Here is a 23,413-nt window from a genome sequence, read left to right as displayed (position 1 = left end):
ACTCCTACGGGTTCGGGGTCCAGCGGTACGCGCCCGGCAACAGGTCGGTGACCAGGACCGAGGCGGGACCGTCCGGCGTCGGCAGGATCACGCGGATCGTCGGGTGGTAGTCGACCAGGACCTGGCGGTCGCGGCCGCACGGGCCGACGACGCCGCGCCCTTCGTTGCCGACGGCCACGATCGTGGTGAGCTCGCGGGCACCTTCGGCGCGGGCCCGGCCGAGCGCGACCAGCTCGGCGCACGGGCCGCCGGTGAAGTGGTACAGGTTGATACCGGCGTACATCCGGCCGTCCACACCGCGGACCGCGGCGCCCATGGTGTACACCCCGTCAGGCCCGTCGGTGTTGGCATCGACCGTCCGGCGGGCCAGCTCGATCAGCGCGCGGTCGTCGTCGGTCAGCGGGCGCAGGTCCATCAGCCGGCGATCCGCTTCAGCTCGGCGTCGACGACCGTCCTGACCTTCTTGATCTCGGCGGCCGGGTCGGCGCCGCTGCGGATGATCCGGTTCAGCGCGTCGGTGTACGCGGTACCGGATTTCGGCGACCACAGGATCGGGGTCTGCGCGTGGCCGTTCTCGGTCGCCAGCTTGGCGGCGTCGGCGGCCGGGCCGGACTTCAGCTTCTCGGCCTTCTCGACCAGGCTCTTGCGGGCCGGGATGTGGAAGCCGTACGACTGCGCGAAGTCGAGCTGGTCGTCGGTCTGGTCGACCCACAGCCACTTCACGTACTTCTTCGCGGCGTCGACGTTCTTCGACTTCGCGTTCACGCACGACCCGTACGCGCCGACCGGGACGCTCGGCTTGCCGGTGGTGGCGTTGAGCTTCGGCCAGGGAAGGACGCCGTAGTCGCCCGGCAGCGCCTTCTCGATCGCGGGCAGCGTCCACAGCCCGGTGAACTGCATCGCGGTCAGGCCCTGGGTGAACGCGGACGGGTCGGACCAGTCGGTCGGGGCCCCGAGCAACAGCACCTTCGCGGTCCAGAACTCGCGCAGCTTGCGCAGCGACTCGACGGCCGCGGGGTCGTCGAACCCGAACTGGTTGTCCGCGGTCAAGTAGTCGAGCCCGGCCGACCACAGCGCCGGCCCGCCGAGGATGCCGACACCGCCGTCGTTGCCGACGAACAGGCCCTTGACCTTGTCGTTGGTGAGCTTCTTCGACGCCTCGAGCAGTTCGTCGACGGTCTGCGGCGGCTGGACACCGGCCGCGCTCAGCAGGCTCTTGCGATACACGAGCAGCTGCATGTCGACGACCTGCGGAACGCCGTACAGCTTGCCCTGGTACGTCATCCGCTCGACCAGCGCCGGGTTGAAGTCGTCCTTCGCGTCGCCGAGGACGTCGGTGAGCTCGACCACCTGGTTGGCCTTGATCATGTCGATCGTCGGCCCGTTCCCGTACTCGAACACGTCCGGGCCCTGGTCGGTCAGCAGCGCGGTCGACGCCTTCTTGTCGTAGTCGCCCGGCGACCACTGGATGCTCACGGTCGCGTCCGGGTAGGCCTTCGCGTACCGCTCCACGGCCTGCTGCGTGCCGGCCTCGCCGTACTGGTGGTACCACTGCTGGAGCGTCGGTTTCGCCCCGTCCGACCCACCGGACGACGGCCGCCCGGAGTTCGATCCGCATCCCGCCACCGCCATCGCGGCCAGGCCGGCCCCGAACCCGAGGACCTGCCGCCGACTGATCGTCATCTCACGTACCTCCGTCCGGCGCGGTCCCACAGCCCGCGCACCACCCACCGACCCTACGACCGCGCGGGCCCAGAACGGCGTGATTTCCAGCCGTCGAGAACGGTATGCTTCCGCCATGTCTTACGCCCGTGACTAGAGACGGCTCCCACGCCTGGCGTGGTCGGAGCCCATTTCCGTTGTGAATCTCTAGGAGCGTTCTCGTGTCCGGCACCACTCGTGCCGGGAGCTACCGTGCTGTCCTGCTGTTGCCGTCGGCGCTGCGCACGTTCGTGCCCGCGCTGCTCGGCCGGCTGTCGTACGGGCTGCTCCCGTTGTCCTTGCTCTTCACCGTCCAGTCGTCGACCGGCTCGTTCGCCACAGCCGGCGTCGCGGTCGCCGTCTTCGGCGCGGCCTCGTTGTCGATGCCGTTCAAGGCGCGCCTCGTCGACCGTTTCAGCCAGCGCCGCGTTCTTCCGCTCCTCGCTGTAGGCGCTTCGGCGGGGTTGGTGGTCGTGGCCACGGTCGGTACGTCGGCCCCCGCCGTATTGCTGTTCGTCGGCGCGACCGGCCTGCTCGCGCCGCCGCTGGGACCGTCGATGCGGTCGAACTGGCGCCTGCTCACCGACGGCTCAGCGCTCAAGGAACGCGCTTACGCGTTGGACGCGGTCTCCGAGGAATGCCTGTTTCTTGCCGGGCCGCTGATCGCCGGCACGCTGATGAGCATCGTGTCCGCACCGGCGGCTCTGTGTGGCTCGGCTGCCCTGATGCTCGTCGGCACCCTGGCGATGGTGACAAGCCCGGTCACCACGCGAACTGCGGCTCCGGTCGCTGTTGCCGGCGCGGCGGCGCGACTCGGCCCGTTGGCGATCCGGGGGCTGCGCCGGGTACTGGTCGTCGTCATGGGCGCAGCGTGCGGGCTCAGCATGGCCTACGTCTGCGTCGCCGGGGTTGCACAGCGGGCCGGCCATCCCGGTTCGGCCGGGTACGTCGAGGCGGCGATCGCGCTGGGCAGCGTTGCGGGTGGGCTGCTCTGGGCACGCCGTACGCACACCGGTCCGTGGACGACCCAGCTCGCCGGGCTGATCGCCGTACTCGCCGCCGGACTGGTCGTCGCGGCGTTCGCGCCCGGCCTGCTCGTTCTCGGGGTGGTGCTGGGGATCGCGGGAGTCGCGGTGGCACCGATGTTCGTCGTCGCGTACCTGGCCGCGGACGAGGTCACGCCCCCGCACCAGCGCACCGAGGCAAGCACCTGGATCAACACCACCAACAACCTCGGCTCCGCAGCCGGCGCGGCCCTCGCCGGCCTGGTCGTCGACCGGTCCACACCGACCTGGGGTTTCCTGGCCGGCGGGACCTTCCTGGCTCTGGTCGCGCTGGCAGTGCTCAGGCGTCCGACAGGCGGGCGATCGTGGCTGAGGCGCGGCGGACGATTGGGACCGGGCCGGCCGGGAGGACGTCGCCGATGAAGGCGTAGTGCTGCAAGACGTCCGGGTCGACGTCGCCGGGGCGGTGGCGGCTGTGGTCGCGGACCCAGTCGATGATGTCGCCCCAGCCGGGCGCGGCGAGTGAGCCGCCGAAGTGCTGGACCGAGAGGCCCGCGCACAGGTTGCCGAACGCGAGCCGGTGGGCGAGCGGCCAGCCCCGGAGGGTGCCCAGGACGAGGGAGGCGAGGAAGACGTCGCCGGCGCCGGTCGGGTCGTACGAGCGGACCGGCAGCGCCGGCACCTGCTCCTCCTCGCCGGTCTCGGAGTCGATCGCGAGCACGCCGTCCGCGCCGTTGGTCACCACCGCGAGCGGCACCCGGTCGGCCAGCTTGTGCAGCGCGGCCTTCGGGGTGTCGGTCCGGGTGTAGGCCATCGCCTCGCCCGCGTTCGGCGTGAAGGAGTAGAACCCTTCCAGCACGTCGAGAACCGCCGGCGACCACTCGTCGGTCGGGTCCCACCCGACATCGCCGAACAGCAGCGCGCCGGACTCCCGGGCCTCGACCGTCCACCCGGGCAACTCGTCGGCCACCGGGACGATCGCCGACCGGGTCTTCAGCCCGGGACCGACCAGTTTGCTCGGGTCGCCCGGCGCCTCGTGTGCGTGCGTGACCATCGCCCGGTCCCGGTCGATCGACATCGACACCGTCACCGGGGAGTGCCAGTGCCCGATCCGCCGCGAGTGCGACAGGTCCACACCCTCCTGGTCGGCGAGCGTCCGCCAGCAGAAGTCGGCGTACGCGTCGTCACCGAACACCGAGGCGAGCCCGGTCCGCAGGCCCAGCCGGGCGGCCGCGATCGCGAAGTTGGCGACGCCGCCCGGGCACGACCCCATCCCCTCGGCGAAGATCTCGGTCCCGGTGGTGGGCGCGGTCTCCAGGCCGGTCATCACGATGTCGAGGAACACGGTCCCCTGCACGAACACGTCGTAGCGGTCCTGCTCGTCCGTCACGGTGGCACTGCTCCCTGTCATCCTGTTTTGTCGGCGGTGGGTGGAATGCTTCTTTCGTAGCATCATCGACCGGTCAAGACCACGGAATTGGGAGGGTGTCCGTGATCCCTACCTGGATCTCGGTTGTCGGGGTCGTGATGACGGTGCTGAGTCCGCTGCTCGCTCTCGGCGGTGTGCTGCTCGGGTCGTACCTGACGCGTAAGTCCGACCGCGAGCTCGACACCTGGCGGCATCGTGAGGAGACGATGCGGATGGTCCGGTGGGCGGTCGAGCAGATCCTCGAGGGGGAGGACGCCGGCACGGATGCCGGCGTGGTGACGCTGCGTTCGCTGATGAGGTCGGAGCTGTTACAGCCGGAGGACTACGACCTGGTCGCCGCGCTGACCGCCGCCGTTGCGATCGACCGCGTCGGCCCGGCCGCGTACGCTGATATCGCGGACGCGGATATCGAGGTCGTCGAGGGAGACAGTGACCATGGCTGAGAAGAGGACCGTGAAGGTCTCCCGCCAGGCCGTCGAGCTGGCCCGGTTGCACGTCGAGGCCGCCCGCCGCGCCGGCCGCAAACCCGACGCCGGTGTGGCCCGGATCGCCGATGCCCGCCCCGACAACGGCAACGGCGCCCCGGCGGCGGCTCCGGCGTGACGCCTGTGGACAACCCCACACGCTGAATCGCCGGAACGGATACGCTCAAGCAGGAAAGGTCAGGGCGGCGGGCGACTCGCCGCGTCGTACACCTGTTTCAAACGGACCGGGTATCGGACGGGGGTGTACGGACCGGCAGGTCTGGTCGGCGGCACGCCGTGGAGCGCCTAGACTGATCGCCGGCCGCTCCGGTGGCGTACGGTGCACTTCGTGGTTACCGTCGCGTCGCTCCCTGTTCCCGACCACGGCCGGATGAACCCGTGATCCGCTTCGAGAATGTGTCCAAGACGTACGAGGGCCAGTCCAGGGCCGCTCTGCTGAACGTCAACGTCGATATCGAGAAAGGCGAGTTCGTCTTCCTGGTCGGTACCTCCGGGTCCGGCAAGTCGACGTTCCTTCGTCTGGTGCTGCGCGAGCAGCGGACGACCAAGGGTCACATCATGGTGGCCGGCAAGGACCTGAACCGGCTCGCGAGCTGGCGGATCCCGCAGATGCGCCGCCAGATCGGCACCGTGTTCCAGGATTTCCGGCTGCTGCCGAACAAGACCGTCGCCGAGAACGTGGCGTTCGCGCTGCAGGTGATCGGCAAGCCGCGCTCGCACATCCGCAAGACGGTGCCCGAGGTGCTCGAGCTGGTCGGTCTGGACGGCAAGGAGGACCGGCTCCCGGACGAGCTGTCCGGCGGTGAGCAGCAGCGGGTCGCGATCGCCCGCGCGTTCGTGAACCGGCCGATGATCCTGATCGCCGACGAGCCCACCGGAAACCTCGACCCGGGCACGTCGGTCGGCATCATGAAGCTGCTGGACCGGATCAACCGGACCGGTACGACGGTCGTGATGGCCACCCACGACGTGTCGATCGTCGACCAGATGCGCAAGCGCGTGATCGAGTTGCAGAACGGCCACGTCGTCCGCGACGAGTCGCGCGGCGTCTACGGCTACCAGCACTGATCGCCGAGCACAGGGACTGACTGAAGATGCGCCTCAACTACATCCTCTCCGACCTCGGCATCGGCCTGAAGCGGAACCTCTCGATGACGATCGCGGTGGTCGTCACGATCTGGGTCTCGCTGGCGCTGTTCGGCAGCGCGCTGCTGGCGAACTCGCAGGTCAGCCTGATGAAGGGCAACTGGTACGACAAGATCCAGATCTCGGTGTTCCTGTGCACCAAGGACTCCGGCGGCCGCGGCTGCTCCGGCGCCGAGGTGACCCAGGAGCAGAAGAACCGGATCCAGCAGGTCATCCAGACGAACCCGGACACCGCGCCCGACGGCGTGTTCTCGGAGTCGAAGAAGGAAGCCTTCGAGTCCTTCAAGAAGCTGTACAAGGACTCGCCGATCGTCAGTACGGTCACCGAGGACCAGATGCAGGAGTCCTTCCGGGTCAAGCTGAAGGATCCACAGCGCTACCAGAACCTGGTCAGCGCCGTCGCCGGCCTGCCTGGCGTCGACACCGTCCAGGACCTCCGCCAGTACCTCGATCCGTTGTTCAAGGCCCTCAACGGCCTGCAGATCGGCGCGATCTTCGCGGCCGGCCTGTTGCTCGCCGCGGCCCTGATGCAGATCTTCAACACGATCCGGCTGGCGGCGTACGCCCGGAGACGGGAGATCGGCATCATGCGCCTGGTGGGCGCGTCGAACTTCTATATCCAGCTACCGTTCCTGCTGGAAGCGGTGCTGGCGGCCCTCGTCGGGGCGGTGCTTGCCTGCGGCACGCTGTGGCTCGGGGTGTACCTGATCGTCATGCAGCGGGCGCAGGAGACCTTCCGCGTCTGGCAGTGGGTCGGCACCACCGAGACCTTCCGCGCCATGCTCTACATGGTGCTGGTCGGCGTGATCCTCGCCGTGATCCCGACATTCCTGACAACGCGGAAATACCTCAAAGTCTGACCCGGGTGACCTATCGTGCAGTATCAGGAGTCACACGAGTAACTCCTGTACCGCACAACTTCATCCAGAGCAAGGGGTCGACCTGTGGTCCCGCACTTCCCCGGTGCGAACCCGCCTGAGCGGGGGAGCATCAAGCGAGACGACAGCACCGGCACCTCCGCAGCGCCGTACCCGCGATCACGCACGCGACCGCCGGGACGGCAGACGGTGGTCGCCGCATGCTGCCTTGTCCTGTCCCTGTCCGCCGGTGTCCTGGCCGCGGTTCCGTCCGCTCCGTCCGCGGAGGCGAAACCGCCGGACCCGGCCGCCAAGAAGAAGCAACTCGACGCGCAGCTCGGTCAGCAGAAGGCCGATCTCGACGACGCCTCCGACCAGCTCGGCAAGTCCGTTGCCGCGTACAACCAAGCGGTCGTGAAGTACCAGGCCGTCCAGGTCCGGTACGCCGCCGCGCAGGGCCGGTTGGCCGCCGCGAAGGCCGCCGACGCGGTTGCCGCGGGCAAGCTCGCCGCGGCCGAGGCGGCGTTGACGACCGCGGTGGCCGACGTCGAGGCCGGTGAGAAGCTGATCGCGGAGAAGCGGGCCGTCGCGGGCCGCGCCGTCCGCTCGGCGTACCAGCAGCAGAACAGCCTGGTCGGGCTGACGATCGCGCTGCGCGGTGCCGCGCCGGCCGATATCGCGACCGGGATGCAGGTCCAGCGGAACGTGTTCGGCATCCAGAGCAACGCGATCACCAACCTGAACAACGCGCAGGCGCAGCTCGCCAGCAAGCGGGTCAAGGTCGCGGCCGCGGAGAAGGACGCCGAGGGCGCCCGGGCCGAGGCGGCGGCGACGGTCAAGCGCGTCACCGAGCTGACCAAGCAGGTCGCGGCCGACCGGGCCGAGGCGGCGGCGATCGCCAAGGTCAAGCTGACCGCGTTCAAGGCCGCCGAGAAGGAGAAGAACACCGAGCTGGCGCAGTACAACTCGCTGCTGCGCGAGCGGAACCGGGTCGAGCAGCTGCTGATCGCGCGGGCGAAGGCCGAGAAGGCCGCCGCGGCGCGGCGCAAGGCCGCGGCCGAGAAGGCGGAGCGCGAGAAGGCGCGCAAGGAGCGCCGGCCACCGCGGAAGATCCCGGACAACCCGGGCGGCGGCGACAGCGACGGCGGGCTCAGCTATCCCGTCAGCAGCTACATCACGTCACCGTACGGAATGCGCTTCCACCCGGTCCTGCACTACTGGAAGCTGCACGACGGCACCGACTTCCGCGCTCCGTGCGGTACGCCGATCCGCGCGGCGGCCGACGGGAAGGTGACGGACAAGTACTACAACGGCGGTTACGGAAACCGGCTGTTCGTGTCACACGGTGTGATCGGCGGCTCGTCCATCACCACCGTCTACAACCACCTCTCGCGGTACAAGGCGCACGTCGGTGAGCGGGTCAAGAAGGGCGAGATCATCGGGTACGCCGGCACCACGGGCTACTCCACCGGGTGCCACCTGCACTTCATGGTGTACCAGGACGGCCGCGTGGTTAATCCCATGAAGTGGCTGTAGGCGATCTGGGATACTGGTCGGATGGTGAAACAGTCCGGCCGGGAGAAGCCGATCGCGCAGAACCGTAAGGCGCGACACGACTACCACATCGACGACGTGGTGGAGGCCGGGCTGGTGCTGACCGGGACGGAGGTCAAGTCCCTGCGGCAGGGCCGGGCCTCCCTCGTCGACGCGTTCGCCGCCGTCCGCGGGAACGAGCTCTGGCTGCAGGGCATGCACATCCCGGAGTACAAGCACGGTACGTGGACGAACCACGAGCCTCGCCGGACCCGCAAGCTGCTGCTGCACAAGGACGAGGTGCAGAAGCTGATCCGCGAGGTGGAGCAGCAGGGCGTGTCCCTGATCCCGCTGTCGCTGTACTTCAAGGACGGCTACGCGAAGGTCGAGCTCGCCACCGGCCGCGGTAAGAAGGACTACGACAAGCGTCACGCCCTGGCCGAGCGCCAGGCCAACCGCGAAGCCCAGCGCGCACTGTCCGAGCGTCGCCGGGGGTAGCTCAGCCCTTGGGTGAGCTAGGTTGCGTTCGTGCTCGCTCTCGCAGTGCCCCGCTGGCTCGAGGCCGTGGGCGGAATCCTGCTCGGGATGGCCCTGTTCATCGGCTGGATCGTCGTGCTCGGCCTGCTGATCGCGCGCGTCGGCGGCCCGTGGGTCGACCGGGCGAAGGCCAAGCTCGCACGCGAGCAGACCGGTGCCGAGCGGTACGGCTGGCTCCCGGGGGCCGATGCCGACGGGCAACTGCTGGCCGCGGGGTGCCGGATCTTCGCTCCGGACGGGAGTCTGCGCCGGATCCTGGTCGGCGAGTACCAGAGCCGGCCGATCCGGATGGCCGAATTCGTCCACACGGGCGAGGGTTTCCCGCCGACCACCTGGGTCAACTACCTGGTCGCGATCGAGCTGCCCGTCGGGCTGCCGGAGCTGGCCGTCGGCCCGGAGCTGGTCATCGGCTCCGGATCCGTCCTCGATGACACCGCCGTGCCGCGGATGGAGTGGGTCGAAACGGAGAGCGAGGCCTTCAACCGGCGGTTCCGCGCAGCCGGCGTGGACGCGCGCTACGTGTCGGCCGTGCTCCACCCGCGGATGATGGAGTGGCTGCTCGGGCAGCCGCCGCTGAACATCTGGTTCTCCGGCAACCTGATCGTCGCGTACGCCGCCGGACCCTGGACGGTGCCGCAGACGCTGACGGCATTGCCCGTGCTGAGCGGTGTCGTCGACCTGATCCCGCCGTTCGTACTCTCGGACTACGGGCAACCAGCACGCTGATCCGGGTCCGGTCAGGGGTCCGTCCGGGCTGAACCCGATGGGGCGTACGGCGTCCGGCGCGCACAGTGGAACCATGTCCACTTCAGAGCTGCTGGTGACGACGGCGCAGCGCGACCGGGCCGTCGAGATCCTGAAAGAGATGTACGCCGACGGCCGCCTCGACCACATGGAGTTCGACCTCCGGCTGGAGAAGGCACTCAAGGCGCGGACCCGGGCCGAGCTGAACAGCACGTTCGACGGGCTGGTGTCGCGCCCGGTGCCGACGTACGCCCCGGCCGCGTTCACCCGGCCGGCGCCGCTGCAGACCTACCGTGGCGACGGGCGGGGGATGGGCACGGTCGCGCACTGGCTCGGGTACCCGACGTTCTTCGTGGGTCCGGCGCTGGTGGTCGCGAGCGCCGGCCAGAAGAACCCCGCGGTCCGCCGGCACGCCGTCGAGGCGCTGAACTTCCAGCTCACCGCGTTCGGGGCGTTCGCGCTGCTGGGGATCGCCACCGGCATCACCGACGGGTTCCTGTCGTTCCTGTTCCCGGTCCTGGGCATCCTGTGGTTCCTGCTCACCGGCATCGGCGGCCTGGCCACCGCGGCCGGCGGCAAGTTCCGCTACCCGTTCACGCTGCGCCTGATCAAGTAGGCGGCCGGGGGAATGTCAGGTGCGGGCAGCCTGTTGGACTTGGTAGTGTGGATCTTCCACCGCCGGTAGCGGGTGGGAGTTTGACAACTCAACAGGGGGTGAACGGTTTCGACTTTGGACGTACGTTCCAAGGGAAGCGGGCCGAGGATCCAGGGTTATCTCGTTAACGATCTCTGGAAACCAATAACTGCCAACACCAAGCGCAGTAGCTTCGCTCTCGCCGCCTGACGGCCTGAGCACTTAAAGAAGCGGTCAGCCCGGGGATGCTCCCGCCCCGGCTCCTGGCCTCATCTAGGGAGCTTGCTTTGTTAGCCCGGTCACGGGGCTGACACGGGACATTTACAGTGACTGAGCCTGTCAGCGAGATGTCTGTACAAACGCTGGGGCTGAGAAAAGCGACATCCAGACTGCGCCCGGAGAAGTCTTGAAGCGACGCCGAAGGACGCGGGTTCGATTCCCGCCACCTCCACCCCTCGAAGAAGTGCCTGGTCAGAGCAAGATCGACCAGGCACTTCGTCGTTTCACACCCTCTGAGCGGTCAGCACCGGCGCTGGATCTGGTACGCCTCGCCGCGGCCGTGGTCGTCGAAGGTCCTAGGCGGACGGGGTGCGGAGGAAGTTGAGGAATGTCTGGCGGAACGGGGACGAGGTCTGGCCGCCGGGTGTGTAGAGGACTTCCTGGGCGTGCCCGGAGCCCGTGGGGAGGAGCACCAGGCGGGCTCGCTTGGTGGCCTTGCTGATCGACGTGACCTCCGGGACGGAGGACGCCGTGTCGTCCCGGGCGAGGACGTACAGGACGGGCTGGCGGATGGTTCCGGCGACCGACGTGGCACTCGTGTCGGGAGCGTCGGCGGTGCCGAGCGGTGTCGCCAGACCGGCGGTGGACAGGGAGACGGCCGCGGTGATGCCGGAGTCGGGCCGGGCCGCGGCGACGAGCGGGATGGAACCGCCCGCGGACGCACCGACGACCACGACCTGGGTGGCTCCGCGCGCCCGCAGGTCGGCGACCACCGCGAGCAGGTCCTCGACCGGCCGGACCTCGTCGACACACGTACTCGCGCCGACACACGTCTGGTCGTAGCCGACGACGTTCAGCCCCGCCTCGGCCAGCCAGCCGATCTCCACGGCCCAGTTGCAGATACCCCGCGATCCCGAGCCGTGCACGAGCACGACACCAAGCCTCCCACGGCCCGCGCCGGCCGAGTACAGCTGGACGTCGTTGCTCACCTTCACCACCCGCGGAGTCGCGGCGGCGCGCTGACCCGCCAGGCCGCACCTCTCCGCCAACGCGGTCAGCTCGACCGAGGGCGACGGCGTCTGAAGCGCCTGGCTGGGCGACGGCCGACTGGGCGACGCCGGGCTGGGCGACGGCGTCCCGGCGGACTCCGGGGCGGACGGCTCCGAGCACCCGGCGAGCAACAGACCCGCACACACCAGGACCGCTCCGACTGGACGCACGATCACAGCTCCTCCCGGCCGCCGGTCGGTGGATCATAAGCCGACGATGCCGGCAGGTGCCAGAACGTTCATCCGTCTGCCAGGGCGGTCATTCCGCCGGCTCGGGCTGCGCTGCCAAAGTGATCATCGGACCTGTTGGCGAGCGAAACGGGAGCACCGTGATCACGATCGACGTTGGAGAAGCCGACCGGGCGTCCGGCGGGCTGGCGCCGGAGAAGCTGCAGGCGGCGCTCGACGCGCTGCGGACCGACGGCCTGCTGGTGCTGGCCGATGTGGTCGACCTGGAGCACCTCGACGTTCTGCACGAACGCATGGTCAGCGATCTGGCGCTGCTCCGGGCGCGGCCGGACGCGCCGTACAACTGGACGGCGGGCAACATCCAGCAGGACCCGCCGCCGTTCGCGCCGTACCTGTTCGAGGACGTGCTGCTGAATCCGCAGGTGATCGCGGTGACGTCGGCGATCCTCGGGCCCGGCCTGCGCAACGTCATGTACAGCGGGAACACCTCGCTGCCCAGCGACACCCGGCAGCCGGTGCACGCCGACATGGGTCACCTGTGGCCGTCCGGCGCGATGGAGGTCGCGCATCCGCCGGCCCAGCTGGTCGTGAACGTGCCCACGGTCGACGTCTCGGCCGAGAACGGCGCCACCGAGATCTGGCCCGGAACGCATCTGGACCTCACGGTCGGTGTCGGCGGCGACATCGAAGTACCGCCTGACGCGCTGGCGGCCCGGCGCGCGATCTCGCCGCCGATCCAGCCGGACATCCGGCGCGGCAGCGTGCTGATCCGCGACGTCCGGCTGTGGCACGCGGGGATGCCCAACCACACCGACCGGCCGCGGCCGATGATCGCCATGGTGCATGTCAGCCACTGGCTGGAGGCCGGGACCCCGCTGGAGTTCCCGGCCTCGAGCAAGTCGTTCTTCGAGCACCCGCTACTGACCACAGCCGCACGCTTCACCGAGCAGCCGTCAGATCACATCTACCGGAGCCACGGGTTCGGAATCGAGCAGCAACCTATCGCCTAACGGGCAATGGCCGCGGCGAAGTTCGCCGCGGCCTCCGGGCGTTCCGGAACCCGCGGGAGTTCGTTGCGCCGGGCAAGCTCACCGAGCCACGCCAGACTCGGCTTCGGCGTCCGGACGAAGGTCTCGCGGTCGACCGCGATCAGCCCGAACGTCGGCTCGTACGAACCCCACTCGTAGTTGTCGAGCAGCGACCAGTGCAGGTAGCCGCGAACGTCGCAGCCGTCGTCGATCGCGTCCGCGAGACCGCTCAGCGCCCCGGTCGTGTAGTCGATCCGCCGGGCGTCGTCGGCGCTGGCCATACCGTTCTCGGTCACCAGCATCGGTACGCCGCCGGTGACGTCGCGGGTGTGCCGCAGCGCCTGGCCGAGCGCCTCCGGGTAGTACTCCCAGCCGGTGAGGGTGCGTTCGACACCGTCGGCGAACGGCACCGGCCCGTCCGGCCCGATGATGGTGCGCAGGTAGGACTGCACGCCGACGAAGTCGTCGCCACGGCTCTGCTCGAGGAAGAAGTCCTCGCGCCAGTAGCCCCACTCGTCGCGTTCCTTCTCGTGGCCGGGCACCGCCTGGTACACCTGGTTGGCGACCGTCCAGCCGGCCTGGATGTGGCCGAGCCCGCGCAGGACCTCGACCGAGGCGTGATGGGCCTCGGCGATCACCCGGGAGGCGTGCGGGGACGGGCCGGGGAAGTTCACGCCGACCTCGGTGTCGATCCGCGCCTCGGTCTGGTTGACCATCATGTTCGGCTCGTTGATCGTCACCACCCAGCTGACGTCGTCGAGGATCCGGGTCGCGGTCTCGGTGAAGATCCGGAACCGGTCGACGGCGTCGGCGGCGTACCATCCGCCTTCCTGGTGCTGCCACAGCGGCACGGTGAAGTGCTGCAGTGTCACGATCGGCTCGACGCCGGCCGACCGGCACGTGTCGATCATCCGCCGGTAGTGGTCGAGTTGGGCCCGGGACACCTCGCCCTTGGCCGGCTCGATGCGCGACCATTCCAGCGAGAACCGGTACGCCTTCAGGCCGGCCTCCGCCAGCAGGGCGATGTCCTCGCCGTACCGGTGGTAGGAGTCGCAGGCGTCACCCGAGGGTTCCTTGGCCCAGGTGTCCGGTGCGTGCTCCAGCAGCCAGTGGCCGGTGTTGGTGTTGCCGCCCTCGATCTGGTGGCCGGCGGTCGCGGCGCCCCAGAGGAAGTGCTGGGGGGCGGGGGTCGAGGAAGTCATATGGGCGGTCCTTTCGGCGAGGGTTCAGAACGGCAGCAGCGCGTGGCCGCGGGCGGGGAAGGTCGTCGGTGACTGCACCTGCCGGTCGTCGACGCTGATCGACGCCCTGATCGGGTACGGCGCGACGTTGACGGCGATCAGCAGGTTGCCGTGCTCGGAGGTGACCGGCACAGTCACCAGTCCGGGCCGGTCGGCGTCGATCCCGACCTGGGACCGTACGCCGAGCCTGGCGAACAGCGTCCGCCAGTTGCCGAGGTGCGCGGCCGGGAGGTCGCAGCCGAGGAAGATCATCGAGCCCGCGCCCAGCCGCACCTGGACCGCGCACGGCAGACCGGATCCGACCTCGCGAAGCAGCACCTCGGCCTCGGCCGGAGTCTGGAGCAGTTGCGCGGAACTGATCCGGAGGTCGGCGTCGATCGGGAAGCCGCCGGCTCCGGTCACTGTCGGCCAGTACGGTCCCGCCTCGTCTCGCCGGTCGGCGAGGACACCGGCCGAGGACAGGCCGAAGGCGTCGGCCAGGATCGTGCACGGGGTGCCGTCGTGATCGCGGTCCGGCAACAGCCCGGTCAGCAGCAGGTTGCCGCCGTCGCGGACGTACTCGGTCAGCCAACTCTGGACCTTCGCGCCCAGCGTCCGCGGGGTGCTCAGGGCGATCGTCCGCGGTGCCTCGGGCGCGGTCGTGCCGGCGGCCCAGGCCGACTCCGGGTCGGCGATCGCCTGCAGGTCGACGGCGTCGACGTGGTAGCCGCCGAGCACGATCGCCCGGCCGAGTGCGTCCCGGGAGCCGAAGCCGCGATAGCGCTCGAGGTCGGCGACCTGTTCACGCCGGTCCGCGGCCGCAGGATGCGCGTACTCGGTCAGGTAGTGATCGGCGACGAAGCCGAAGCCGAGCTCGTCGGTCAGTTGCCGCCCCGTCGCCAGGATCGGCTGGTACGTGCGAATGTCCTTGATCAGCTCCGCGAGCGCGTCGAGGGCCGGTGTCGTCCGTCCCTCGGGATCGATCGGCGCCGCGAAACCGTGCCGCTCGCCGGTGAAGGCGATTCGCGGGATGCCGTCGTCCGGCGAGCCGTCGAGGACCGGGTTGCGGCCGCCGGTCAGCAGGTAGTAATTGATCAGCCGATTGCCCTGGCCGAGCGTCAGCAGCGTCTTGTTCACTCCGGACTCCGGCGAGCTGAGTGCGTCCAGGTTGTCGCCGTAGTCACCCGTGCCGACTTCGAACTCCAGTGAGGACGCCGGCTGGTCCGGCCCGTTGACGCAAGCGAGAATCGCGTTGCAGAGATAGAGATCCGCGACGTTCTGCACGGTCAGCTCGCCGAGGTAGTAATCCGAGCCGGCCAGCACACCGTCGCGGCCCCGATAGGCCGGAGCGAGCTGACTGATCCCGATCGGAAACGTCGTCCCCCGCCCGCCACCCGTTCCGTGCACGTTGATCAGCAACGGCACCGCGATGCCGCGGTCGCGGGCGAAGGACTCGAGCTCGCGCAGATAGCTCGCGAAGTCGTCCCGGGCCTTCAGCCCGAGCTCCTGGTGGAAGGCGAGGGTCGGCGCGGGATCGCCGGCGGCCTGCTCGTCCAGATGCGGCGTGTTCGACACCCAGGCGAGCATGCCCACCTCGTTGTCCAGCTGGACGCCGACGACGGGCCCGTCGGGGGCCTGCCGCGGCGCAAGGACCTCGAACGTGGCGTCGAGCCAGCGCTTGGCCTCGGTCAGGAAGCCGGGGTGGCGATAGTCGAGGTCCTCGGTCCGGGCGACCACGCCGTCCCAGCCGGTCGGCCGGGCATCCGGGTACTCGCGATAGATCCGGTACGGAATGCCTTCGTTCTTCAGCTCGGCCATCACGAACGGGCCGGGCCGGGCGAGGAACCGCAGGCCGAGCGAGTCGCACAGGTCGAGGAAGGCTGCCAGGTCCCGCTCCGGGCAGGTCCGGCCGGTGAGATCGAGCTCGCCGTCCGGCAACTCGTGCCAGATCCAGGGGATGTAGCTGGCGATGGTGTCCAGCCCGGCGTCCCTGGCCTGGGTCAAGCGATCGGCCCATTCGTCGCGCCGCAGCCGGAAGTAGTGCACCTCGCCGGACAGCAGCACGTTGGGTTGTCCATCGATCTCGATCCGGCCTGCCCGCAAGGCGATCCGCCCGCGGCGCGGGGCGTCGCCGGGGCGTTGGCCGCTCTCGGCTGCTGGGCTCATGAGGCTCCTTCAACGGTGCGGTGACGCTCCGGTCGGGTCTGGCAACGAGCTCTGGCGGTTGGAATTGTAACCGGTTACACTCCCAACCCGGCAAGCCCTTACCCGGTCCGGAGAAGGAGGCGTGGCAGTGACCGACGACCGTATGAGCGTGCGCGAGATCGCCAAGCTGGCGGGCGTTTCCACTGCCACCGTGTCGCGCGTCTACCGCGGGATCGGCAGCGTCTCACCGGCCACCCGGGCGAAGGTGCAGGCCGCGATCGAGCAGTACGGTTACCGGCCCAGCCACCTCGGGGAGGCCCTCGCCAACCGGCGCCACGGTGCCCTGGCGGTGGTGTTCCCGGGCCTGTCCGGGCCGTACTTCGCCGAGCTGATCAACGGCGTCGAGACGGTCGCCGTGCCGCGGCAGATGAGCGTGCACGTCATCGGTACCCACCTCCGCCGCGAGGCGCCGGGCGAGCTGCTCGACATCGCCCGGCGGGTCGACGGGATGGCGATCCACGGCGGCACCGTCCCGAAGGCGGTGATCAAGGATCTGGCGGCGCGTCATCCGGTCGTGATGATCGGTCCGGATCCGTCTCCGGCGCCGGTCGTCGTCCGGACCGATCAGCAGGCGTTCGGGCAGTTGGTCACCCACCTGCTGGCCGATCACGGCCTGCGGAAGCTGATCTTCGTCGGAAATCCGGAAGGGTCACCGGATCTGACCGAGCGCTGGGAGGCCTTCGTGGCCGCGCACGCGGCGCTCGGGCTCCGGCCGGGGAAGCAGTTGCGGACCGGCCTCGAGCAGACCCACGGCGTACAGGCCGCCGACGAGGTACTGGCCGGCGGGTACGACGGTGCCGTGTGCGGCAACGACGAAACCGCACTCGGCCTGATGATGGCGGCTCTCGGACGTGGCCGGCGGGTTCCCGGTGACCTGGTGATCACCGGCGTCGACGACGTGGCGATGAGCTCGCTGGTGAGTCCCGGTCTCACCACAGTTGCCCGGCCGCTGGCCGAGCTCGGAGCGACAGCGACCCGGCTGCTGCTCGACCTGATCGACGGTGCGGAGGTCGCACCCGAGACCGTCCTTCCGTCGCGGCTGGTCCGGAGAGCCAGCTGCGGCTGCGAGAGCTGATTCGAAACAACTTCCAGCGCAGCATCCGAACCAGGTAGCAACCTGACACACGGAGGTGTCGTCATGGCAAGTACTTCGTTCCGCATCCGACGAGGGCAGCGGTCATGGCGGGGGGTCCTAGTCGCGGTATCGGCGATGGCCGTTCTGGCGCTGCCGGCCTGTGCCGGCAGCCGGGTCGCCGGTGAGAAGCAACAGCAGCAGGGGAGTTCGGCGGCCGGGGCCGCGGGCACGATCCCGGAGCTGAATCTGTCGACCGAGTCCGACGCGTCGATGGGAAGTCTGGTCAACTACAACCCGTTCGCGCCGCAACAGACAGTCCGGACCTGGCTGTTCGAGCCGCTGATGCAGCAGAGTTCCCTGGACTGCAAGGTCGTTCCGTGGCTGGCGACGGGCTACACCTGGGAGAGCGCGACCAAGCTCGTGTTCACGATCCGCCAAGGGGTGAAGTGGAGCGACGGCTCGCCCTTCACCGCGAAGGACGTCGCGTTCACCTACAACCTGACGAAGAAGTACCCGGCGATCGACCTGGCCGGCGTCTGGAACGACACCTTCGGGGCCAAGGCGACGTCGGTCACGGCCGACGGCGACAAGGTGACGTTCGAGTTCGCGGGCCCGGCGGCCACCAAGTTCCCCTACCTGATCGGTCAGAAGATCGTGTCGGAGAAGGAGTTCGCGGCCGCCGGCGACCCGGCCAAGTACGTCTCGAAGGACCCGATCTCGACCGGGCCGTTCAAGATCGCCTCGTACAACGGGCGGCGGCTGGAGCTCGAGCGCCGGCCCGACTACTGGCAGGCCGACAAGATCAAGGTCCAGAAGCTGGTTCTCGAGGGCAACTACGACGCCAACCAGGCGGCGGCCAAGCTCAAGGCCGGCGAGCTGGACTTCTACAGCGGCGAGATTCCCAACCCGGAGAAGGCGTTCGTCGCCGCCGACCCGAAGACCAACCACGTCTGGTACGCGCCCAACGGCGTCACCGTGGCGGCGCCCAACCTGGCCAAGAAGCCGTTCAGCGACGTGAAGTTCCGCGAAGCGCTGGCGTACGGGATGGACAAGCAGAGCGCGACCCAGAAGGCGACGTACGGCCTGATGAAGGTCGCCAGCCAGTCCGGTCTGCCGTTGCCGGAGAAGGACGACCTGCTGCCGGCGAAGTACCCGGCGGACAGCACCGTGCTCCCGTTCGACCAGGCCAAGGCCAACCAGCTGCTCGACGCGGCCGGGTACCGGAAGGGCTCGAACGGCCTGCGGCAGAACCCCGACGGCTCGCCGTTGCAGATCACCTTCTCGATCCAGGCCGGCTGGATCGACTACGAGGCGATGGCCGACGAGCTGACCAGCAACTTCCGCAAGCTGGGGCTGGACGTCAAGGGCAGCAAGATGCCGCCGGAGGCTGTCGACCAGCAGAAGAAGAGCGGCAACTTCCAGCTGATGATCAACTACATGGACGCCGGCTGTGACTACGCGCACGGCATGGGGGCGACCATCTCGACGGCCGAGATTCCCGACCGGACCACGATCAAGGGCAACGTCGGCCGCTACACGAATCCCGCCGTGGACAAGGCGATCGGGGCGCTCGCGGCCGCGACCGACGAGCCGGCGACCAAGGAACAGGTCGGCGTGATGGTGGACGCGATGATGACCGACTTCCCGGTGCTGCCGATCCTCTACGCGCCGGCCCGGGCCATCTACCGCACCGACCACGCCGTCGGCTGGCCGTCCGCCGAGGACCCGTACGCGAACCCGCAGGACCAGCCGCTGGTGTGGATCACGCACCTGACCGCGCCGTCGTCCAAGTAGCCCGATGCGGTACTTCACCCGCAAGATCGGCTTCTTCCTGCTCACCTTGTGGGCGGTCGTCACGCTGAACTTCATGATCCCCCGGCTGCAGCCGGGGGATCCGGCCGAGCTGATGGTGCAGAACCTCGCCGGCAAGAACGCGCAACTGAACCGCGCCCAGGTGGAGGCCATGCGCGACCTGCTGGGCGCCCCGTCCGGTTCACTCGTCGACCAGTACGGGCGGTACCTCGCGCAGCTGGCCCACGGCGACCTCGGGGTCTCCTACACGTACTTCCCGTACACCGTGGCGGAGGTGATCGGGAAGTCGTTCTGGTGGACCGTCATCCTGGTCGGCACCGTCCAGGTGCTGTCGTTCGTCATCGGGATCCTGCTCGGCGCCTTCGCCGCCTGGCGGCGGAACAGCCGGTTCGACACCTCGGTGACCGTGATCTCCACCTTCGTCGGGACCTTGCAGCCGTTCTGGATCGCCTTGCTGCTGATCTACGGTCTGGGCTACGGCCTGGGCTGGTTCCCGACGGCCGGCGGCTACGAGGCGTCGACACCGGGCTTCAACGGAGCCTTCGTGTACGACGCGGTGTCGCACGCGTTCCTGCCGGCCGTGACGCTGATGATCGTGACGCCGATCGGGTGGGTGCTCGGGATGCGGAACACGATGATCATGAATCTCGGCGAGGACTACATCCGGCTGGCCCGGGCGAAAGGGCTGCCGGACCGGATGGTCGCGCTGCGGTACGCCGCCCGGAACGCCCTGCTGCCCAGCGTGGCCGGGTTCGCCCTCGCGCTCGGCGGCGTCCTCGGCGGCACCATCCTGGTGGAGACGGTCTTCGACTATCCCGGCCTCGGCCGGCTGATGGGGGAGGCGGTCGGCATCAAGGACTACCCGCTGCTGCAGGGCCTGATGCTGCTCACCGCGGTCGCCACGTTGGTGGCCAATCTGATCGCCGACCTGCTGTACGGCGTCCTCGATCCCCGCGCCAGGAGGGCAGCGACATGAGCACCGTGGCCGCAGGACCGGACGCCGTCGACCGCTGGTACCGGGTGGTGTGGAGCAGCAAGAAGGCCCGGGTCGGGATCATCGTGGTGGCGTTCTACACGCTGGTCGCGCTGCTGGCCCCGGTGATCGCGCCGTACGGGCCGACCGACGGCTCCTTCACCCCGTTGACCGGACCGTCGGCGCAGCACCTGCTCGGCACGAACGTGGCCGGCGTCGACGTGTTCTCCCAAGTGATCTACGGCAGCCGGGTCTCGCTGATCGTCGGGCTGCTCGGCGGGTTGCTCGCGACCGTGATCGCGCTGCTGATCGGGCTCGTCTCCGGCTACGCGGAGGGCACCGTCGTCGACGACGTCCTGACCTTCCTCACCAACACCGCGCTGGTGATCCCGGTGCTGCCGCTGATCATCACACTCGTCGCGTACTCCAACACCCGGGGCATCCCGCTGATCGTCGGCGTCATCGCGATCACGTCCTGGGCGGGCGCCGCGCGGTCGAAGCGGGCGCAGATCATCACGCTGCGGAACCGGGACTTCGTCACCGCGGCGAAGTTCTCCGGGGACGGCGCGTTCCGGATCATCTTCTCCGAGATCCTGCCGAACATGACCTCGCTGGTCGCCGCCGCGTTCGTTGGTGCGGCCACCGGCGCGATCGGCGCGGAGGCCGGGCTGGCGGTGCTCGGCCTCGGCAGCAACGACTCGGTGTCCTGGGGAACGATCCTCTACCAGGCCGACGCCGCCGGCGCGATCTCCCAGGGGCTGTTCGCCTGGGTGTTCGTCCCCGGTCTGGTGCTGGCCGTCCTGATCACCTCGATGGCGTTCGTCAACTTCGGCATCGATCTGCTCAGCAATCCGCATCTCAGGGAGGACTGAGACATGGCGCTCCTCGACATCCGCGAGCTGTCGATCCGCTACGAACCCAAGCAGCGGGCCGCCGTCGACGCGGTCAGCCGGCTCAGCTTCAGCATCGACGAGGGTGAGTTCGTCGGCCTGATCGGCGAGTCCGGCTCGGGCAAGACCACGGTCGGCATGGCCGTGCTCCGGTTGCTCGAGCGGCCGGGACGGATCACCGGCGGCTCGATCACCTTCGACGGCACCGACATCGCGCATCTCAGCCAGGACGAGTTGCGCACCTACCGCTGGCGTGACATCTCGACGGTCTTCCAGAGCAGCATGAACGCGCTGAACCCGGTAGCCCGGGTGGAGGCGCAGTTCGCCGACGTCATCCAGTGCCACACCGCGCTGCGCGGCCGGGAGGTGACCGACCGGATCCGGTCCTTGTTCGACATGGTGCTGATCGACCCGAAGTTCATGACCGCCTACCCGCACGAGCTGTCCGGCGGTATGCGGCAGCGGGTCAACCTGGCCCTGGCGCTGGCCATCGAGCCCCGGTTCGTGGTCCTCGACGAGCCGACGACCGGGCTGGACGTCGTGGTCCAGCACAACATCCTGGAGAACGTCCGGCGGCTGCAGGCCGAGCTCGGCTTCGCGGTGCTGTTCATCAGCCACGACCTCGGCACCGTGCTCGACCTGTCCGACCGGACGTTGGTGATGTACGCCGGTAAGCTCGCCGAGGAGCAGGCCACCCGGCAACTGCTCCACGATCCGCTGCACCCGTACAGCAAGGGATTGCTGGGCTCGTACGGCGACCCCCGTGCCGAGACCGTCCGCATCACCTACGTCCCGGGCCGGCCGCCGGACCTGGCGCATCGGCCGGACGGGTGTGCGTTCGCGGCCCGCTGTCCGGAGCGGATCGAGCGCTGTACCGAGATCGAGCCCGCCCGTACGGTCATCGGGGACGGGCTGGTGGCGTGCCACGTCGCCGCCATCCAGCGCAGTGCCGCCGACGACGCGACCGGCGTGGACGTCGGACCGCCGATCCGGACCTTCGCGGGGCCGCAGTTCGTGAAGGCCGCCTCGGACTCGGCAGCGGCGATCCGGAGCGAGCCGCTGGTCACGGTCGACGCCGTGTCCAAGACGTACGTCCGCAGGCAGGGACTGCACGCTGTCCGTACCGAGGCGGTGAAGGGCGCGAGCTTTGTCCTCCGCCGCGGCGGCGTGACGGCACTCGTGGGGCAGAGCGGCAGCGGGAAGTCGACGATCGCCCGGATGATCACCGGGGTCGACGCGCCGACCTCGGGCCGGATCACCTTCCACGGCTCCGACGGCGATCAGGTCGTCGCCCGGATGCGCGGTCGCAGGCTGCGCGACTATCGCGGCAGCGTCCAGATGGTGTTCCAGGATCCGTACTCGGCGCTCAACCCGACGAAGACCCTCGGCGCCGCGCTGGCCCGGCCGTTGATCAACTACCAGCACCTGCGCGGCGACGAGCTCCGGGAACGGGTGATCGACCTGCTGGAGACGGTCGCGCTGTCCCCGGGGCAACGCTTCGTCAACCGGTATCCGCACGAGCTGTCCGGGGGCCAGCGGCAGCGGGTGGTGATCGCCCGCGCGCTGGCCGTCGAACCCGAGCTGATCGTCGCCGACGAGCCGATCTCCAGCCTCGACGTGTCGACCCGGGCCGAGGTACTGGAACTGTTCGACAAGCTGGTCCACGAGCGCGACGTCGGGATCCTCTACATCACCCACGACCTGCTCAGCGCCCGGATGCTCTGCGACGAGGTCGTCGTGCTCAACGAGGGCGAGGTGGTCGAGCAGGGACTCGCCCTGGACGTGATCCGTTCGCCCCGCGACGACTACACCCGGCAGTTGCTCGATGCGATCCCGAATCCGTTCGCCGCGACCCGCGCCTGAACGGTCAGGACCGGTCGGCGGTGACCTCGCCGCCGACCAGGAACGCCTCGAAGGATCCGTGCGGCGCCGTACCCTCGGCGTTCATGATCACCTCGGGGGAGTACTGCAGCAGGTAGACCTGGCGCAGCTTGTCGGTCAGGTTGGCCCCGCTGCGGTGGATGACCGTGCTGGAGAAGCAGACGATCGAGCCGGCCGGGACGATCACCGGCAGACCGGGATCGGAGCCGAAGTAGCAGACCCGGTCGCCGGTCTCGATCGGGACGTGCTTGATGTACGACCTGATGCCCGAGCGGCTGTATGGGAGCAGGTAGACCGACCCGTTCTCCTCGGTCACGTCGTCGAGCGCGATCCAGCAGGTCAGGTACGGCGTGTGGTTCTCGTGGACGTAGCCCGAGTCCTGGTGCCAGGCGAAGGTGGTGTCCGGGTCGCCCGCCTTGATCACGTACTGCTCCCAGAACAGGTAGGCGTCGTCGCCGAGCACCCGGCGGCAGATCTGCTCCATCACCGGGCCGAAGATGAAGCTCCGGAGCTCCGGGCGCTGCTGGTAGATCATGTTGCTGAAGTACCGCTTGCCCTTGGCGTTGATGCCGATCCGGTCCACGCCGGCGGCGTCCATCGCGGCGTCGAGGCGATCGATGGAGAACTGCGCGGCGCCGCGCAGCAACTCCAGGTCCTCCGGGCCGATCACGCTCTCGAGGACGAAGTAGCCCTCCGCGGCGTACTGCGCGACCTGCTCGTCGGAGACCAGTGGGGAATTCTGCGTCTGCGTCATGATGATCACTCTGGCAAACCGGCCGCAGGCGGCGGAATGCTCGCGGTG

General features: G+C 69.1%; 22 protein-coding genes and 1 other RNA gene. 16 read left to right on the top strand and 7 right to left on the bottom strand.

The window, feature by feature from the left end; genetic code table 11:
- Nucleotides 1-4: 4 nt before the first annotated feature.
- Both ABZW60_RS01940 and ABZW60_RS01935 read right to left on the bottom strand, forming a co-directional pair.
- On the bottom strand, nucleotides 5-415 hold the full coding sequence (locus ABZW60_RS01940; protein WP_355473029.1) for a cytidine deaminase: 411 nt from the start codon (nucleotides 413-415) through the stop codon (nucleotides 5-7).
- Entirely contained in the window at nucleotides 415-1,683 is a 1,269-nt protein-coding gene (locus tag ABZW60_RS01935) for a sugar ABC transporter substrate-binding protein (protein ID WP_355473027.1), read from the bottom strand. Before ABZW60_RS01935 ends, ABZW60_RS01940 begins: the two co-directional genes overlap by 1 nt.
- Nucleotides 1,684-1,883: 200 nt before the next feature.
- Here ABZW60_RS01935 and ABZW60_RS01930 point away from each other — a divergent pair, with 200 nt between their 5' ends.
- Nucleotides 1,884-3,128, top strand: coding sequence for an MFS transporter (locus ABZW60_RS01930; protein ID WP_355473026.1), 1,245 nt, complete (start codon nucleotides 1,884-1,886; stop codon nucleotides 3,126-3,128).
- Here ABZW60_RS01930 and ABZW60_RS01925 read toward each other — a convergent pair.
- The gene (locus tag ABZW60_RS01925) at nucleotides 3,046-4,095 is read right to left on the bottom strand and encodes a PfkB family carbohydrate kinase (protein ID WP_355473024.1); all 1,050 of its coding nucleotides are present in this window, start codon (nucleotides 4,093-4,095) and stop codon (nucleotides 3,046-3,048) included. The genes ABZW60_RS01930 and ABZW60_RS01925 overlap by 83 nt on opposite strands.
- A gap of 101 nt (nucleotides 4,096-4,196) precedes the next feature.
- On the opposite strand from ABZW60_RS01925, the gene ABZW60_RS01920 reads away from it, so the two are divergent.
- From ABZW60_RS01920 to ssrA, 9 genes are all read left to right on the top strand, one after another.
- The gene (locus tag ABZW60_RS01920; protein WP_355473022.1) at nucleotides 4,197-4,577 is read left to right on the top strand and encodes a hypothetical protein; all 381 of its coding nucleotides are present in this window, start codon (nucleotides 4,197-4,199) and stop codon (nucleotides 4,575-4,577) included.
- Complete coding sequence (locus ABZW60_RS01915; RefSeq protein WP_355473020.1) at nucleotides 4,570-4,737, top strand: hypothetical protein; 168 nt, start codon at nucleotides 4,570-4,572, stop codon at nucleotides 4,735-4,737. Before ABZW60_RS01920 ends, ABZW60_RS01915 begins: the two co-directional genes overlap by 8 nt.
- 260 nt (nucleotides 4,738-4,997) lie before the next feature.
- On the top strand, nucleotides 4,998-5,687 hold the full coding sequence (ftsE, locus tag ABZW60_RS01910) for a cell division ATP-binding protein FtsE (RefSeq protein ID WP_355473018.1): 690 nt from the start codon (nucleotides 4,998-5,000) through the stop codon (nucleotides 5,685-5,687).
- Nucleotides 5,688-5,713: 26 nt separating this feature from the next.
- Nucleotides 5,714-6,625 carry a permease-like cell division protein FtsX gene (gene ftsX, locus ABZW60_RS01905; RefSeq protein WP_355473016.1) on the top strand — a complete coding sequence of 304 codons (912 nt, stop codon included), beginning with the start codon at nucleotides 5,714-5,716 and terminating at the stop codon, nucleotides 6,623-6,625.
- Nucleotides 6,626-6,832: 207 nt separating this feature from the next.
- The gene (locus ABZW60_RS01900; protein WP_355473014.1) at nucleotides 6,833-8,158 is read left to right on the top strand and encodes a M23 family metallopeptidase; all 1,326 of its coding nucleotides are present in this window, start codon (nucleotides 6,833-6,835) and stop codon (nucleotides 8,156-8,158) included.
- A gap of 21 nt (nucleotides 8,159-8,179) precedes the next feature.
- Entirely contained in the window at nucleotides 8,180-8,653 is a 474-nt protein-coding gene (gene smpB / locus ABZW60_RS01895; RefSeq protein WP_355473012.1) for an SsrA-binding protein SmpB, read from the top strand.
- 30 nt (nucleotides 8,654-8,683) lie between these two features.
- Entirely contained in the window at nucleotides 8,684-9,418 is a 735-nt protein-coding gene (locus ABZW60_RS01890; RefSeq protein WP_355473010.1) for a hypothetical protein, read from the top strand.
- 73 nt (nucleotides 9,419-9,491) lie between these two features.
- Nucleotides 9,492-10,052, top strand: coding sequence for a DUF1707 and DUF4870 domain-containing protein (locus tag ABZW60_RS01885; protein ID WP_355473008.1), 561 nt, complete (start codon nucleotides 9,492-9,494; stop codon nucleotides 10,050-10,052).
- A gap of 94 nt (nucleotides 10,053-10,146) precedes the next feature.
- Nucleotides 10,147-10,524, top strand: a transfer-messenger RNA (tmRNA) gene (gene ssrA / locus ABZW60_RS01880).
- A gap of 121 nt (nucleotides 10,525-10,645) precedes the next feature.
- Here the strand turns inward: ssrA and ABZW60_RS01875 are convergent.
- Entirely contained in the window at nucleotides 10,646-11,509 is an 864-nt protein-coding gene (locus ABZW60_RS01875; RefSeq protein ID WP_355473006.1) for an alpha/beta hydrolase, read from the bottom strand.
- 158 nt (nucleotides 11,510-11,667) lie between these two features.
- On the opposite strand from ABZW60_RS01875, the gene ABZW60_RS01870 reads away from it, so the two are divergent.
- Nucleotides 11,668-12,537: a phytanoyl-CoA dioxygenase family protein gene (locus ABZW60_RS01870; RefSeq protein ID WP_355473005.1), complete on the top strand. Its 870-nt coding sequence runs from the start codon at nucleotides 11,668-11,670 to the stop codon at nucleotides 12,535-12,537.
- Here the strand turns inward: ABZW60_RS01870 and ABZW60_RS01865 are convergent.
- The gene (locus ABZW60_RS01865; RefSeq protein ID WP_355473003.1) at nucleotides 12,534-13,757 is read right to left on the bottom strand and encodes a family 1 glycosylhydrolase; all 1,224 of its coding nucleotides are present in this window, start codon (nucleotides 13,755-13,757) and stop codon (nucleotides 12,534-12,536) included. The genes ABZW60_RS01870 and ABZW60_RS01865 overlap by 4 nt on opposite strands.
- A gap of 24 nt (nucleotides 13,758-13,781) precedes the next feature.
- Nucleotides 13,782-15,941: a beta-galactosidase gene (locus ABZW60_RS01860; protein WP_355473001.1), complete on the bottom strand. Its 2,160-nt coding sequence runs from the start codon at nucleotides 15,939-15,941 to the stop codon at nucleotides 13,782-13,784.
- Between the two features lie 127 nt (nucleotides 15,942-16,068).
- On the opposite strand from ABZW60_RS01860, the gene ABZW60_RS01855 reads away from it, so the two are divergent.
- From ABZW60_RS01855 to ABZW60_RS01835, 5 genes are all read left to right on the top strand, one after another.
- Nucleotides 16,069-17,055 carry a LacI family DNA-binding transcriptional regulator gene (locus ABZW60_RS01855; RefSeq protein WP_355472999.1) on the top strand — a complete coding sequence of 329 codons (987 nt, stop codon included), beginning with the start codon at nucleotides 16,069-16,071 and terminating at the stop codon, nucleotides 17,053-17,055.
- Nucleotides 17,056-17,190: 135 nt separating this feature from the next.
- Nucleotides 17,191-18,849 carry an ABC transporter substrate-binding protein gene (locus ABZW60_RS01850; protein WP_355472997.1) on the top strand — a complete coding sequence of 553 codons (1,659 nt, stop codon included), beginning with the start codon at nucleotides 17,191-17,193 and terminating at the stop codon, nucleotides 18,847-18,849.
- Between the two features lie 4 nt (nucleotides 18,850-18,853).
- Nucleotides 18,854-19,843 (top strand): ABC transporter permease, encoded by a 990-nt coding sequence (locus ABZW60_RS01845; protein ID WP_355472995.1) that lies wholly within the window; start codon nucleotides 18,854-18,856, stop codon nucleotides 19,841-19,843.
- Nucleotides 19,840-20,712 carry an ABC transporter permease gene (locus tag ABZW60_RS01840; protein ID WP_355472993.1) on the top strand — a complete coding sequence of 291 codons (873 nt, stop codon included), beginning with the start codon at nucleotides 19,840-19,842 and terminating at the stop codon, nucleotides 20,710-20,712. The genes ABZW60_RS01845 and ABZW60_RS01840 overlap by 4 nt, the downstream gene beginning before the upstream one ends.
- A gap of 3 nt (nucleotides 20,713-20,715) precedes the next feature.
- Nucleotides 20,716-22,593, top strand: coding sequence for an ABC transporter ATP-binding protein (locus tag ABZW60_RS01835; RefSeq protein ID WP_355472991.1), 1,878 nt, complete (start codon nucleotides 20,716-20,718; stop codon nucleotides 22,591-22,593).
- A gap of 4 nt (nucleotides 22,594-22,597) precedes the next feature.
- Here ABZW60_RS01835 and ABZW60_RS01830 read toward each other — a convergent pair whose 3' ends face one another.
- Nucleotides 22,598-23,365: a phytanoyl-CoA dioxygenase family protein gene (locus ABZW60_RS01830; RefSeq protein WP_355472990.1), complete on the bottom strand. Its 768-nt coding sequence runs from the start codon at nucleotides 23,363-23,365 to the stop codon at nucleotides 22,598-22,600.
- Nucleotides 23,366-23,413: the final 48 nt, after the last annotated feature.

This window comes from Kribbella sp. NPDC003557, from assembly GCF_040610805.1.
Classification (GTDB): domain Bacteria; phylum Actinomycetota; class Actinomycetes; order Propionibacteriales; family Kribbellaceae; genus Kribbella.
This window is presented reverse-complemented; position numbering and strand designations above follow the sequence as displayed.

What these genes read in the sequence shown, in the direction of transcription:
- ABZW60_RS01940 (WP_355473029.1), bottom strand. Translation starts at nt 415, where the DNA reads ATGGACCTGCGCCCGCTGACCGACGACGACCGCGCGCTGATCGAGCTG.
- smpB (WP_355473012.1), top strand. Translation starts at nt 8,180, where the DNA reads ATGGTGAAACAGTCCGGCCGGGAGAAGCCGATCGCGCAGAACCGTAAG.
- ABZW60_RS01865 (WP_355473003.1), bottom strand. Translation starts at nt 13,757, where the DNA reads ATGACTTCCTCGACCCCCGCCCCCCAGCACTTCCTCTGGGGCGCCGCG.
- ABZW60_RS01860 (WP_355473001.1), bottom strand. Translation starts at nt 15,941, where the DNA reads ATGAGCCCAGCAGCCGAGAGCGGCCAACGCCCCGGCGACGCCCCGCGC.
- ABZW60_RS01885 (WP_355473008.1), top strand. Translation starts at nt 9,492, where the DNA reads ATGTCCACTTCAGAGCTGCTGGTGACGACGGCGCAGCGCGACCGGGCC.
- ftsX (WP_355473016.1), top strand. Translation starts at nt 5,714, where the DNA reads ATGCGCCTCAACTACATCCTCTCCGACCTCGGCATCGGCCTGAAGCGG.
- ABZW60_RS01840 (WP_355472993.1), top strand. Translation starts at nt 19,840, where the DNA reads ATGAGCACCGTGGCCGCAGGACCGGACGCCGTCGACCGCTGGTACCGG.
- ABZW60_RS01915 (WP_355473020.1), top strand. Translation starts at nt 4,570, where the DNA reads ATGGCTGAGAAGAGGACCGTGAAGGTCTCCCGCCAGGCCGTCGAGCTG.
- ABZW60_RS01830 (WP_355472990.1), bottom strand. Translation starts at nt 23,365, where the DNA reads ATGACGCAGACGCAGAATTCCCCACTGGTCTCCGACGAGCAGGTCGCG.
- ABZW60_RS01850 (WP_355472997.1), top strand. Translation starts at nt 17,191, where the DNA reads ATGGCCGTTCTGGCGCTGCCGGCCTGTGCCGGCAGCCGGGTCGCCGGT.
- ABZW60_RS01835 (WP_355472991.1), top strand. Translation starts at nt 20,716, where the DNA reads ATGGCGCTCCTCGACATCCGCGAGCTGTCGATCCGCTACGAACCCAAG.
- ABZW60_RS01935 (WP_355473027.1), bottom strand. Translation starts at nt 1,683, where the DNA reads ATGACGATCAGTCGGCGGCAGGTCCTCGGGTTCGGGGCCGGCCTGGCC.
- ABZW60_RS01845 (WP_355472995.1), top strand. Translation starts at nt 18,854, where the DNA reads ATGCGGTACTTCACCCGCAAGATCGGCTTCTTCCTGCTCACCTTGTGG.